Annotated in this window: 15 protein-coding genes; 12 read left to right on the forward strand and 3 right to left on the reverse strand. The window is 72.6% G+C overall.

Annotated features, from left to right (window positions below; translation table 11 throughout):
- Nucleotides 1-103 precede the first annotated feature (103 nt).
- From V6U86_RS17175 to V6U86_RS17195, 5 genes are all read left to right on the forward strand, one after another.
- Nucleotides 104-589 (forward strand): hypothetical protein, encoded by a 486-nt coding sequence (locus V6U86_RS17175; RefSeq protein WP_130400714.1) that lies wholly within the window; start codon nucleotides 104-106, stop codon nucleotides 587-589.
- Nucleotides 590-675: 86 nt separating this feature from the next.
- A complete protein-coding gene (locus V6U86_RS17180; protein ID WP_334504433.1) occupies nucleotides 676-1,287 on the forward strand; it encodes a class F sortase in 612 nt (203 codons plus the stop codon).
- A gap of 251 nt (nucleotides 1,288-1,538) precedes the next feature.
- On the forward strand, nucleotides 1,539-2,306 hold the full coding sequence (locus V6U86_RS17185; RefSeq protein ID WP_334504643.1) for an SGNH/GDSL hydrolase family protein: 768 nt from the start codon (nucleotides 1,539-1,541) through the stop codon (nucleotides 2,304-2,306).
- Nucleotides 2,307-2,329: 23 nt separating this feature from the next.
- Nucleotides 2,330-2,746: a YchJ family protein gene (locus V6U86_RS17190; RefSeq protein ID WP_334504435.1), complete on the forward strand. Its 417-nt coding sequence runs from the start codon at nucleotides 2,330-2,332 to the stop codon at nucleotides 2,744-2,746.
- Between the two features lie 24 nt (nucleotides 2,747-2,770).
- A complete protein-coding gene (locus V6U86_RS17195) occupies nucleotides 2,771-3,148 on the forward strand; it encodes a VOC family protein (protein ID WP_334504437.1) in 378 nt (125 codons plus the stop codon).
- Here V6U86_RS17195 and V6U86_RS17200 read toward each other — a convergent pair.
- Both V6U86_RS17200 and V6U86_RS17205 read right to left on the reverse strand, forming a co-directional pair.
- Entirely contained in the window at nucleotides 3,129-4,454 is a 1,326-nt protein-coding gene (locus V6U86_RS17200; protein WP_334504439.1) for an MFS transporter, read from the reverse strand. The two genes, V6U86_RS17195 and V6U86_RS17200, sit on opposite strands and share 20 nt — an antisense overlap.
- A 227-nt stretch (nucleotides 4,455-4,681) precedes the next feature.
- Nucleotides 4,682-5,557, reverse strand: coding sequence for a mechanosensitive ion channel family protein (locus tag V6U86_RS17205; RefSeq protein ID WP_334504442.1), 876 nt, complete (start codon nucleotides 5,555-5,557; stop codon nucleotides 4,682-4,684).
- 192 nt (nucleotides 5,558-5,749) lie between these two features.
- Here V6U86_RS17205 and V6U86_RS17210 point away from each other — a divergent pair, with 192 nt between their 5' ends.
- The 4 genes from V6U86_RS17210 to V6U86_RS17225 all read left to right on the forward strand — a co-directional run bounded on the left by V6U86_RS17210 (nucleotide 5,750) and on the right by V6U86_RS17225 (nucleotide 9,992).
- On the forward strand, nucleotides 5,750-6,880 hold the full coding sequence (locus tag V6U86_RS17210) for a peptidoglycan recognition protein family protein (RefSeq protein ID WP_334504444.1): 1,131 nt from the start codon (nucleotides 5,750-5,752) through the stop codon (nucleotides 6,878-6,880).
- 88 nt (nucleotides 6,881-6,968) lie between these two features.
- Nucleotides 6,969-8,543, forward strand: coding sequence for an FMN-binding glutamate synthase family protein (locus V6U86_RS17215; protein WP_334504446.1), 1,575 nt, complete (start codon nucleotides 6,969-6,971; stop codon nucleotides 8,541-8,543).
- A 313-nt stretch (nucleotides 8,544-8,856) separates the two neighbouring features.
- The gene (locus V6U86_RS17220) at nucleotides 8,857-9,381 is read left to right on the forward strand and encodes a GNAT family N-acetyltransferase (RefSeq protein ID WP_334504448.1); all 525 of its coding nucleotides are present in this window, start codon (nucleotides 8,857-8,859) and stop codon (nucleotides 9,379-9,381) included.
- Nucleotides 9,378-9,992: a GNAT family N-acetyltransferase gene (locus V6U86_RS17225; protein ID WP_334504450.1), complete on the forward strand. Its 615-nt coding sequence runs from the start codon at nucleotides 9,378-9,380 to the stop codon at nucleotides 9,990-9,992. Before V6U86_RS17220 ends, V6U86_RS17225 begins: the two co-directional genes overlap by 4 nt.
- Here the strand turns inward: V6U86_RS17225 and V6U86_RS17230 are convergent.
- The gene (locus tag V6U86_RS17230) at nucleotides 9,884-10,849 is read right to left on the reverse strand and encodes a helix-turn-helix transcriptional regulator (RefSeq protein WP_442934949.1); all 966 of its coding nucleotides are present in this window, start codon (nucleotides 10,847-10,849) and stop codon (nucleotides 9,884-9,886) included. The genes V6U86_RS17225 and V6U86_RS17230 overlap by 109 nt on opposite strands.
- A gap of 73 nt (nucleotides 10,850-10,922) precedes the next feature.
- On the opposite strand from V6U86_RS17230, the gene V6U86_RS17235 reads away from it, so the two are divergent.
- The 3 genes from V6U86_RS17235 to V6U86_RS17245 all read left to right on the forward strand — a co-directional run bounded on the left by V6U86_RS17235 (nucleotide 10,923) and on the right by V6U86_RS17245 (nucleotide 12,194).
- Nucleotides 10,923-11,393: a VOC family protein gene (locus V6U86_RS17235; RefSeq protein WP_334504455.1), complete on the forward strand. Its 471-nt coding sequence runs from the start codon at nucleotides 10,923-10,925 to the stop codon at nucleotides 11,391-11,393.
- Nucleotides 11,394-11,529: 136 nt separating this feature from the next.
- Nucleotides 11,530-11,706, forward strand: coding sequence for a hypothetical protein (locus V6U86_RS17240; RefSeq protein WP_334504457.1), 177 nt, complete (start codon nucleotides 11,530-11,532; stop codon nucleotides 11,704-11,706).
- 122 nt (nucleotides 11,707-11,828) lie between these two features.
- Nucleotides 11,829-12,194: a hypothetical protein gene (locus V6U86_RS17245; RefSeq protein ID WP_334504459.1), complete on the forward strand. Its 366-nt coding sequence runs from the start codon at nucleotides 11,829-11,831 to the stop codon at nucleotides 12,192-12,194.
- Nucleotides 12,195-12,216: the final 22 nt, after the last annotated feature.

The following is a 12,216-nucleotide window of genomic DNA, read 5'->3' on the forward strand; positions in this document are numbered from 1 at the left end:
GACCCAACCCACCTAGTGTTGGGCACACCGGTGCTCGTCACGGAGTTGGCCACCCGAACGACGTCCCACGCAGTCAGCGGACGAAAAGTGAGGGAAGACGCGTATGAAGGTCTCAACAGCACTCTGCTCGGCGGCGCTCGGCGTGGGCCTCGGCACGCTCCTGCTGCCAGGCGCCGCACTGGCCGACACCACGGTGTCACCGGCCACCACCCCGGTCGGTGGGACTGTCGTGCTCACCGCGACGACCTGCAACCCGAAGTCGGGTGACGCCCTCTTCCGGGTCACCGGCCCCAACCGCGACCAGAACGTCCGATCCACCACGGCCGCCGCCGGCGGCGGGCTGAGCGCCGAACTCTTCACCGCCGGATTCACCCTGGGTACGTACACGGTGGCGGCGACCTGCGGCGACGGCAGCTCGGCCGGCACCGCCACGTTCACCGTCACCCCGATCGGCGGTGCGCCAGCCGGCTCCGGGGGCGACAGCCGCGACACCGGCGCCCTCGCCGCCGGCGGCACGCTGCTCGGCACCGCCCTCGCCGGCGCGGTGATCCTGATCCGCCGGCGTCGTCCGGTGTCCACTGTCGCCTGATCGGCGACCGTTCCATCCCTGAGACGGGTGCCCGCACCGGTGACACCGGTGCGGGCACCCCGACAATCCCGTGCGGAGGTGCCCAGGTGTGGTGGCGGCGGACCCTACCGGCCGTGGTCGCCCTGCTCGGCGTGACCGGGCTCGGGCTGATCACCGTCGGCCTCACCGCCGACCCGGCGCAGCCACCACGACCGTCGGCCGACGCGCCGACCCGCACCCACCCCGCACCGGACCTGGCGCCACTGCCACCCGCCGCGCCGGTCCGGGTGCAGATCCCCGCCATCGGCGTACGCGCCGACATCGTCCCCGTCGGCGCGGACGCCGCCGGGGTGCTGGAGGTGCCACCACTGGATCGGCCCACCCTCGCGGGCTGGTACCGGCACGGGGTCAGCCCCGGCGAGACCGGCAACGCCGTCCTGGTGGGACACGTCGACTCACCGTCCGGCCCGGCGGTCTTCTTCGATCTCGGTCGACTCCGCACCGGGCAGCAGGTCCAGGTCACCCGCGCCGACGCACAGGTCGCCACGTTCACCGTGGACGACGTTCGCGCGTACCCCAAGGAGCACTTCCCCACCACGCTGGTCTACGGCCCGGCGGACGCGGCCGGGCTGCGCCTGATCACCTGCGGCGGCCGGTTCGACGCCGCGACCGGCAACTACGTGGACAACGTCGTCGTCTTCGCGACCCGCACCGCCTGACCCGCAACGCCCCCGCCGGTCCAACCCGGACGCCGCCGTCGACTGTGCCGCCGCTCCGGCTGGCTGTGAGACCTGCCGACGGGTTGCTCAACGGCGCGCGGAGAGGAAGGCGCGGATGCGGTCGCGGGGGTTGTCGGTCAGCTCGGGGCCGTGGGTGAAGGCCGCGAGGTCGTAATCCAACTCGCCGGACGTGCGCGCTCGACCGACCGGCGGTCCGCCCGAGTTGCCGGAGGGCTAGCCTCGCGCGGGTGATGTGGCAGCGGTACGTGGCGATTGGCGACAGCACCACCGAAGGGCTCGACGACCCGGACGGCGCCGGCGGCTACCGGGGCTGGGCCGACCGGTTCGCGCTGGCGGTGGCCCGGGCCCAGGGCGGTCTGGAATACGCGAACCTGGCCATCCGGGGCCGGACCACGGCGCTGATCCGGGCCGAGCAGCTCCAGCCCGCCCTCGACCTGGCGCCCGACCTGGCCACCGTGGTCGCCGGCATGAACGACGTGTTGCGCCCCTCCTTCGACGCCGACCAGGTCGCCGGTGATGTGGCGGCGATGCAGCAGGCACTGGTCGAGCAGGGGGCCACCGTGCTGACGTTCACGATGCCGGATCCGGCGCCCGTGATGCCGCTGGCCCGGCCGCTCCGGGGTCGCATGCTGGCGCTCAACGAGGCGCTGCGGGCCGCCACCGCGCGGACCGGCGCCACCCTGCTCGACCTGGGCGCCCACCCGGTCTCCTCCGATCCCCGGCTGTGGAGCGACGACCGGCTGCACGCCAACAGCGCCGGGCACGAGCGGATCGCCGCCGCCCTGGCGTACACGGCGGGTCTGCCCGGGTACGACGACTCCTGGACGCGACCGTTGCCGCCGGCACCGCGGCGGCGCCGGGGTGAGGTGTTCGGCGCCGAGCTGGCCTGGACCCGCCGTCACCTGCTGCCCTGGCTGGCCCGGCACCTGCGCGGCCGCTCCTCGGGCGACGACCGGGTGGCCAAGCGGCCGGTGCCGCTGCCGGTGCCGCTGGAGTAGGACGGGTGGGGCAGGATAGCGACGTGGGTAAGGGTGCGGGACGTCGGCGGGCGAACGCGACGACGGGACGGGTGTGCCCGTGCGGCTCCGGCCAGGCGTACGCGGACTGCTGCGCGCCGGCGCACGGGGGCGACGCCCCGGCGACGGCCGAGGCGTTGATGCGCTCCCGGTTCAGCGCCTTCGCCCTCGGCGACTCCGGTTACCTGCTGCGCAGCTGGCACTCCTCGACCCGGCCCACCTCCCTGAACCTCGACCCGGGTCAGCGGTGGACCCGACTGGAGATCGTGCAGACCGAGCGGGGCGGCCTGCTCGACACCACCGGCACGGTGACGTTCCACGCCCACTACCGGGACGCGGGCCGGCCCGGCACGTTGACCGAACACAGCAGGTTCGTCCGCGAGGACGGCCGGTGGGTCTACGTTGATGGTGACCAACCCTGACGGCTGTTTGGGCGGAGAACGCCGATGACCATGACATTCATCAACCTGCCGGTGCGCGACCTGACCACCGCGACGGAGTTCTTCCGGGCGATCGGGTTCACCGCCGAGCCGGGCGGCGACAGCACGGTGCTCACCCTCTCCGACACCACCCGACTGGTCCTGCACCTACGCTCGGGCTTCGAGGCGTACACCGGGGTCGCCACGACGGACACGGCGACCAGCCGGGAGGTCGTCGTCGGGCTGTCGGTGTCGAGCCGGGGGCAGGTCGACGAACTGGTCGACCAGGCAGCGGTCGCCGGTGGGGAGTCGCTCGGGCCGGGGATGGCCAACGGGCCGATGTACATGCGCGGCTTCCGGGACCTCGACGGCCACCAGTGGTCGTTCATCCACCTGGCCAGCTGACCGTGCAGCCCGGCGGCGGCCCGCTCGGGCCGCCGCCGGTCCGCGGTCGGTCCGGGCCACCCGGCACAGCCGCGGCGACACCGGCGGGCACGGCCGTCCGGCGACGGCGGCGGGTCAGCAGCACCAGCGCCACCACGAGGTACGCCCCGGCGGTCAGCGCGAACGCCACCGCGTTGCCGGCCGCCGTGGCGAACAGGCCGTAGCCGGCGTACGTCACGACGGTCAACACATCGGTGGCCATCCCGGCCAATGATGTGACGGTGGCGCGGCTGGTGCCGGTGATCCGGGCCTGGAGCCGCGCGTCGGCCAGCACGGTGGCCAACTGCGCGGCGCCGAAGGCCACCGCGAGCAGGACGAACCCCGCCGGGTGCCGGAGCAGGGCGCCTCCGGCCAGCGCGAAGCCGACCAGCCCGAGCAGCGCCGCGTACCCTCGGCCGCCCAGCCGCTCCCCCGCCGGGGCGAGCAGCCCACCGACTGTCACCCCGGCCCAGAGCAGCAGGAGCAGCAGAGGTACGCCCTGTGCTGCGACGCCGGCGTCCAGGGCGAGCAGCGGGGTGTACTCGTCCAGGGCGCCCCAGTCGGCGGCGACCACGGCCACCAGCAGCACGGCGGACCGCACCGGTGGGCGGGTGCGGACCTGCGCCACTCCGGCCCGCAGCGTGTCCCACCATCCCAGGCCACCATCGTCGTCCGGGCTCTCGGGCTGCGCGGCGGCTGCCGCGCGGTGTTCCGGGAACCGGGTGGCGACGACCGTGGCGAGCAGGCAGGCGAGCACGCTGGCTCCGCCGACCGCCGGGTACCCGCCGACGGCGAGCACCGGGCCGGCGAGCACGCCCGAGCCCACCACGCCCAGCACCCCCGCCGTCCGCGCCCGCCCGAGCACCCGGGCGTACCGGCCGACCGCGCCGAGCCGGTCCAGCTCGGTCCAGACCAACGCCTCCAGGGCACCGGAGACCAGCGCGCCACCGGCCCCCCACAACAGGAAACCGACTGCGAACGCCGGGTACGACGGCAGCAGCACCCAGAGCGCGAAACCGGCGGCGGCCACCAGCGGGGCGAGGCACAGCAGCAGCCGGCGGGACAGCACGTCGGCCCACGCCCCGGAGGGCACCTCGAACAGGATTCCGGCGGCGGACCAGATGACGAAGAGCGACGCGATCTGCCCCACCGACAGCCCGGTGTCGGCGAAGAACACCACGTAGAGCGGGTAGAGCAGGACAAGGTCGCTGAGGAACGCGTACCCGTAGAGGGTCGCCGTCAGCCGACGGAGCGCCGGGTCGGGCACGCGCGAAGCGATGAGGATCATGGGGCCTTCCCGTGGGACTGGAGACGGACACCGGACGTGCGGTGCCCGTGGTGGCCCACGGGAGCGGCCAGTGCGGCCGAATCAATGTCGCCAGGTCATGCCCGCGATGCTAGACACCCCCCTCGGCTGCGGCCAGTGCTTTCGACGTGCCGGGTGAGCAAGGCGGGGCGGACAGCGAGAGGCGGGGCGGGATCAGACCGATCCCGCCCCGCGTCGTACCGCTGGTGTCAGCGCCGGTCGACCGGCGGAATGACCGTGGTGGCCTCGCTGTCGTCGGTCGGGGAGCTGACCGGGAAGCGCACGACCTGGGTGGCGTCGGTGTCGGCCGGCCGGGTCACCACCTGGGTGGCCTCCGGGTCGCTGGTGGTGGCCGACGCGCGGGCCAACTCCGCCTCGGCGTCGCGGCGGCCGGCCCGGTACGCCTGAGCGTGTTCGGCGATCAGCTGCGACTCCTGCTCGGCGCGGGTCAGCCACGACTCCCAGCGACTCTGCATCGGACGGATCAGGCCGCCGCCGACACCGACGACAAGGATGCCGCCGATCGTGGCCAGCACGGCGATCAGCACGGGCGTGGTGACCGCCGTGGCCACCCCGATCTGGTTCAGCGCGGCGATGACGCCGAGGCCGAGGATGAACACGGAGGCGATGGTTGCCAGCACCCGGCCGTACGACAGGCCGCCGAGCGCGCCACTGATGATGTCCTTGACGGCGTTGGCGATGGCGGCGGCGACCACGACGATGACGATCGCGACGAACGCCCGGGGCAGCCACGAGATCACGGCACCGAGCAGGTCGGAGATGGGGTTCGGCCCCCAGATGCCGAAGGCGAGTTGAAGGGTGAACAGCAGCACCGCGTAGTAGGCGAGCTTCGCGACGAGGTCGCTGGCGTCGTACCGGGACCGACTCAGCGCGCGGCGGATGCCGCCGCGTTCGACGGCGCGGTCGAAGCCCACCCGTTCGAGGACCTTCTCCACGATCTTCAGTACGGCCTTGGCGATCAGCCATCCAACCACCAGGATCGCCAGGAAGGCGACGGCCTTGGGCAGGAAGAGCATCACCGATCGGAGAGCGTCGCCCACCGCGTCGCTGACGTTGTCACTCATCTGGTCATTCCTTAAGGGGCAGCCGGGACGGTCAGCCCCGACCTACCCCCGACCCGCGATGCGGAAACACAGATGATCACGAGGTCTGCCAGCCCTCTAGCGCGCGGGCGAGCGTTGGCAATATTCTCCGAAGTGCGTGCGGCCACTGGAGCTACTTTTCATCCCCCGCCGTCGGCCGCAGGAGGAGATGCAATGCACGTCGACCATTCCGAAGTGGATCGCCGGACGCTGCTGCGGGCCGGTCTCGGTGCCGCCACTGTCGCCGTCGTCGGGAGCGAACTCGCCTTCCCGGGCGCGGCGCAGGCCGCACCTGGCACCGACCTGGACTGGATCATCAGTTGTGACGAGTGGGCCGCCCGCCCACCGACCGACCCGCTGTCGGTGAGCGCCATCGCCACCAACAAGATCATCGTGCACCACATGGCGTTCCCGAACGTCACCGACTATTCCCGCGAGCAGGCGGTGAAGCTCGCGCACGACTGCCAGGACCTGCACATCGACGGCAACGGCTGGTCGGACACCGGCCAGCACTTCACCGTGAGCCGCGGCGGCTACGTGCTGGAGGGTCGCCGAGGCAGCCTGGAGCGGCTCGAAGCCGGCGACCGGCAGATGATCTCGGCGCACTGCCCGGGTGAGAACGGTCGGGCCATCGGCATCGAGAACGAGGGCACCTACGTCACCGATACGCCGCCCCAGGCGTTGACCGACTCCCTGGTCAAGCTCTGCGTCGCGATCTGCCGGCAGTACGGGCTGCACGCGTACGACATCTTCGGCCACTGGGACTTCCGCACCACCGAGTGCCCGGGCGCCGCCTTCTACCGCCAGTTCCCCGAGCTGCGGCGGCGGGTGCACGCCGCCCTGGGCACCAAGCTCGGTGACGTGCCGGCCCGCCGCTGGCCGGACTTGTGGCGCTTCGTCAACTCCCCCTCGGTGCGGGTGGTGCAGCACCTGCTCGCCCACCGGGGCTACGCGGTGACGGTCAGCGGCACGTTCGACGCCGCGACGGTCGCGGCCGTGCAGGACTGGCAGGCCCGCAACGGCCTCGCGGTGGACGTGGACGCCACCCTCACCCCGCCGACCTGGGAAACGCTGGCACCGGAGTTGGACCAGCACGCCAGCGGAGCGCCGGTCACGGCCGTGCAGGAAATCCTCGCCACCAAGGGGTACGCGGTCACCGTCACCGGGGCGTACGACCACGCCACCCGCAGTGCGGTGCAGGACCTTCAGGCGCTGCACGGCCTGCCCCGCAACGGCAAGCTCAGCACGAGCACGTGGTGCACGATCGTCGGCGGTTCGGTCCGCGAGTCGTTCCGGCACCGCTGAGCCCAGGGTGGCGGTGCGGGGCGTACCCGCACCGCCACCAGCCAACTCACCGGTTTGATCCGCCGCCCGGGCGGAAAGAGTCCCCGGCATGACCTGGGCCCGTCGAGCCGTACCCGCTGTCGCCGCCGCCGTCGCGGCGCTCGCCGCGCGGGACCTGATCCAGCGCGACCACGCGCTGCTGCGCAACTTCCCGGTGCTCGGCCGCGCCCGCTACCTGTTGGAGACGATCGGGCCGGAGCTTCGGCAGTACATCGTGGCCGGCAACAACGAGGAGCGGCCGTTCACCCGCGACCAGCGCCGCTGGGTGTACGCGTCCGCCAAGCAGGAGAACAACTACTTCGGCTTCGGCACGGACAACGACATCGAGTACACCCCCGGGTACCCGATCATCAAGCACCGCACATTCGGTCGTGCCGTGCCGCCGTCGTCACCGACCGCCGGGCACGACGTGCGGTTGCCCTGCGCGAAGGTGCTCGGTGCGGCGCGGGGACGGGCCCGGGCGTTCCGGCCGGAGTCGGTCGTCAACATCTCCGGGATGAGCTTCGGCTCGCTCTCCGGCAACGCCATCACCGCGCTCAACAAGGGCGCGGCGCTCGCCGGCTGTCTGCAGAACACCGGCGAGGGCGGCCTGTCGCCGTACCACCGCAACGGCGGTGAGCTGGTCTTCCAACTCGGCACCGCGTACTTCGGCTGCCGCGACGAACACGGCCGGTTCAGCCTCGACCGGCTGAAGGCCCTGGTCGCCGGAGCGCCGGTCCGGGCGCTGGAGATCAAGCTGAGTCAGGGTGCCAAGCCGAGCCTCGGTGGGCTGCTGCCCGGGGTGAAGGTGTCCGCCGAGATCGCCGCCACCCGGGGTATCCCGGCCGGTCAGGACTGTGTCAGCCCGTCGCGGCACGCCGAGTTCTCCGACTGCGACAGCCTCCTCGACTGGGTGGAGCTGCTGGCCGCCGAGACCGGTCTGCCGGTCGGCATCAAGTCGGCGGTCGGTGACCTGGGCTTCTGGCAGGAACTGGCCACCCTGATGCGGGACACCGGCCGAGGTGTGGAATTCGTGACGATCGACGGCGGCGAGGGGGGCACCGGGGCCGCACCGCTGATCTTCACCGATTCCGTGTCACTCCCGTTCCAGCAGGGCTTCTCCCGGGTGTACAAGATCTTCGCCGAGCACGACCTGCACGAGCGGGTGGTCTTCGTCGGCGCCGGCAAGCTCGGCCTTCCCGACAACGCCATCGTGGCGTTTGCGCTCGGCTGCGACCTGGTCAATGTCGGCCGGGAGGCGATGCTGTCGATCGGCTGTATCCAGGCGCAGAAGTGCCACACCGACACCTGCCCCACCGGCGTCGCCACCCAGAACGCGTGGCTCGCCCGGGGCCTGGACCCGACGTCGAAGTCCGTCCGGGCGGCCAACTACCTGCGCACGCTGCGCCGGGACCTGACCAAGGTCGCCGAAGCCTGCGGCGTCGAACACCCCGGCCTGATCGGTACCGACGCCGTGGAGATCCTCGACGGCCGCACCGGCTCCACCCCACTGCACCAGGTGTACGGCTACCGGCCCGAATGGGGGCTGCCCTCCCCCGCCGACCAGGCGGAGATCATCCGGCTGATGGTCCCGGAGGCACCCCGGGGCGGCAGCGCCCCGCCCTCCGCCACGGCCGTCGGCTAAGGCCACCCAGCCAGCGCGGATCGCGGATCGCGGATCGCGGATCGCGGATCGCGGATCGCGGATCGCGGATCGCGGATGAGCTTGATGACTGGGCGGCATCTTGATGACTCACAGACATCAACCGTTTCCCCGCGATGCCCGCGAAGTGCCGCCCGCCGGCCGCCACGACCGCCGGCCGCCACGACCGCCGACCACCACGACCGCCAGGCACAACCATCGCCGTCGCACGTCGTCCGAACGACGCGACCTCCGGCAGATCGGTGCTGGCACTAAACGCGTGGAGCCTGCGACTCACCGCGTCTATGGTGGCGCGGTGCTGATCAGACGCGAAACACCCGCCGACGTCGACGCCGTCCGAGCGGTGCACTCCGCAGCCTTCGCGAAGGCCGACGGTGGTCCCGGCACACCGGTCGAGGCGACGCTTGTCGACGCGCTACGCGCCGACGAGGGCTGGCTGCCCGCGTACTCCCTGGTGGCGACCGATTCGGACGGCCAGGTGGTGGGGCACGTGGTGGCCACCCGCGGCCTGGTGGCCGGTGCCCCGGTGGCGTTGGGCCTCGGGCCGTTGGGTGTGCTGCCGGACTGGCAGCGGCGCGGGGTCGGCAGCGCGTTGATGCACGCGGTGCTCGGCGCGGCCGACGCGCGCGACGAGCCGTTGGTGGTGCTGCTCGGGCACCCCGACTACTACCCGCGCTTCGGGTTCCGGCCCGCCGTCGAGCTGGGCGTCACCCCGCCGCAGCCGTGGGGGCCGCAGTACTTCATGGCTCGGCCGCTGACCGCGTGGCGGGAGTCGGTCCGAGGCGAGTTCAGCTACGCCCGTCCGTTCGACGACCTGTGATCCCACCGCGCATTCGACGCCGACGCGCCACCGACCTCGATGGATGCGTCGCGGCGCTCGCCGAGGTGCACCGGGTCGACCGGTACCCGCTGAACTGGCCTGCCGACCCGCACCGTTGGCTGCGCGAGCCGCACCCGGCGCGGGCCTGGGTCGCCGTCGATGCCGATGCCGATGCCGATGCCGATGCGGCAATTGTCGGGCACGTCGCGGTGCATCGGATCCCCGACCAGGTGGGCGGGCCGCCCGGCCGGCCGACGGCCGAGGTGGCACGTCTCTTCGTGGCGCCGAGAGCCCGTGGGTTGGCGCTCGGCGGCGCGCTGCTGGCCCGGGCCCGGCAGTGGGCGAACGAGCGGGGGGTCGACCTGGTGTTGGAGGTGGCCGCAGGTGGTGTTGCGGCCGCCGCGCTCTACGAGCGCACCGGCTGGCGATACGTCGGCACCAGCATCGCGCCCTGGGTCGCTCCCGACGGCAGCCCGGTGTCGGTGCGTCACTACACGCTGCGTCACCGCGCGCCGGGCTCCGACGTCGCACCGGCCAGCACCGCGAGGCGACGGGCGAGCCGACCCGCGGCCTCGCGCAGTTCGGGAGGCTCCAACACCTCCAACTCGTGATCCAGGCGGGCGAGATGCGCGGCCAGCCAGTCCAGGCTGTCGCCGCCGACCGCCAGCACCGACCAGCCGTCGCGGTCGGCCTCAACCCGCCCCACCTGGGGCGGGACCACCTCGCGCACCCGGTCGGCCGGGGCGTGCACCCGCACCCGGGCGAGGTACCGGTACGGCGCCCCGGTCACCGCCCGTTGCACGAAGGCGACCGGATCCGGGTGCTCGCGTGCCCGGAAACGCCAGGTCGTCGCCACCGCCGCCCGCATCCGGTCCAGCCGGAACGTCCGCCAGTCGTCGCGGTCGACGTCCCAGGCCATCAGATACCAACGGCGGCCGGTCGTGACCATCCGGATCGGCTCGACCGTCCGTTCCTGCTCCGCAGCGTCGCGCCCGGGATAGTGGAACCGAACGCGCACCCCGTCCCGACAGGCCCGGGCCAGTGTCACCAGCAGCTCCGCGTCGATCTCGGCGACCGGGCCGATGAGGGTGTCGGTGGCGCCGTGCACCGCCCGCACCTCGGCGCGGAGCCGCGACGGCATCACCTGGTCGAGCTTCGCGAGCGCCCGCAGCGCCGCCTCGCTCGCCCCGGCGACCGTGCCCCCGGAGGCGAGCCGCAGTGAGACCGCCGTGGCGATCGCCTCCTCATCGTCGAGCAGCAACGGCGGCAGCCGGGTGCCCGCACCGAGTTGATAGCCGCCGCCGACGCCCGACACCGCGTGCACGGGGTAGCCGAGCGTGCGCAGGCGCTGCACGTCGCGGCGCACGCAACGGCCGGTGACCCCCAACTCGGTGGCGAGCTCGGCGGCCGTCCAGGACAGCCGCCGTTGCAGCAGCGCCAGCAGGCGCAGCACACGCTCGGTCGTCATCTCGACTGTCACTCGTCGATCGTTGCACGGATAGCGGAACGATCCTGTCCGCTATCCGCGAGAGGCTGGGACCATGACCGACCAGATCAGGAAAGAAGGATCCGCCGTGATCCGCGACGTGCAGATCACGTTCGACTGCGCCGACCCGGCCCGGTTGGCCGCGTTCTGGGCCGAGGCGCTCGGCTACCAGGTGCAGGCCCCACCCGGAGACTCCGAGTCCTGGGACGAGGCGCTGGAGGCGATGGGCGTGCCACCGGAGAACCGCAACGACGCGTCGGCGGTGGTCGACCCCGAGGGCTCGCGACCACGGCTGTTCTTCCAGCGGGTGCCGGAGCACAAGCGGGTGAAGAACCGGGTCCACCTCGACGTCCGCGCGGCCCCCGGGCTGACGGGTGACGAGCGGATGGCGGCCCTGGAGACGGAGGCCCAACGGCTCGTCTCGCATGGTGCCAAGCGGCTCAGCCGGCACGAGCCCGCTCCCCCGTTGGGCGCCGGTCATCTCATCATGGCCGACCCCGAGGGCAACGAGTTCTGCCTCGACTGACCGGACGTTCGCCCAGCTCACCGCCGCACTGGCCGGGTCTCATGCGAACACGTCGCTGCTCGCCGCCGCCCGTGCGCTGCTGCGCGGCGCGCTGCCCGAGATCGATCGCCGTGGTGTCACCCTGATCGGCGTCTCGGTGGGCAACCTCGATGACAACCCGATCCAGCCGGAGTTGCCGTTCCAGCCGGACCCGGGGTCCGATCTGGACGTCGCGGTGGACGCGGTCCGCGACCGTTTCGGGTCGGCGGCGCTCACCCGGGCGGTGTTGCTCGGCCGGGAGCCGGGCGTGGAGATGCCGCTCCTGCCGGATTGACCGATACGCGTGCGGCGTCCGCGGCCGAGCTGCGACCAGAGACACATCACAGCAGGTCGGCGGTTTAGCTGGCGGCTGACGGGTGACCCTTGGGGGGTACAGCCTGACGAGGGGGGCCCACGATGTCCGACGACACCAGCAACCGACCGAGCCGCACCGTCGAACGCCCGCACGACGTGACCGACCCGCTGCTCTGGCAGCTGGCGATCGACGTGCTGAGCGCACACGAGCCGGACGACGAGGGCCAGTGCCGCAACCTTCAGTGCGCCGGGCAGTCCTGGCCGTGCACGGCCCGTACCGGTGCCGAGCACTCACTGCGACTGGCCCGCAGCACGCCCACCGCAGTCGAGTTGACCATCGATGGTGACGACAGCGACGAGGCCGGCGCAGGGTGGCCCGCAGAGAGCGCGGTACCGACCCCCCGCCGGGGCTGGAACGCCGGCCCGGCGGCGTCGCAGCGAGGGCCGAAGGCCGCCTCTGCGGCGTGACGGCGACACGCGAACGCTCGGC

The sequence above is a fragment of the Micromonospora sp. CPCC 205558 genome (assembly GCF_036902955.1).
GTDB lineage: Bacteria > Actinomycetota > Actinomycetes > Mycobacteriales > Micromonosporaceae > Micromonospora.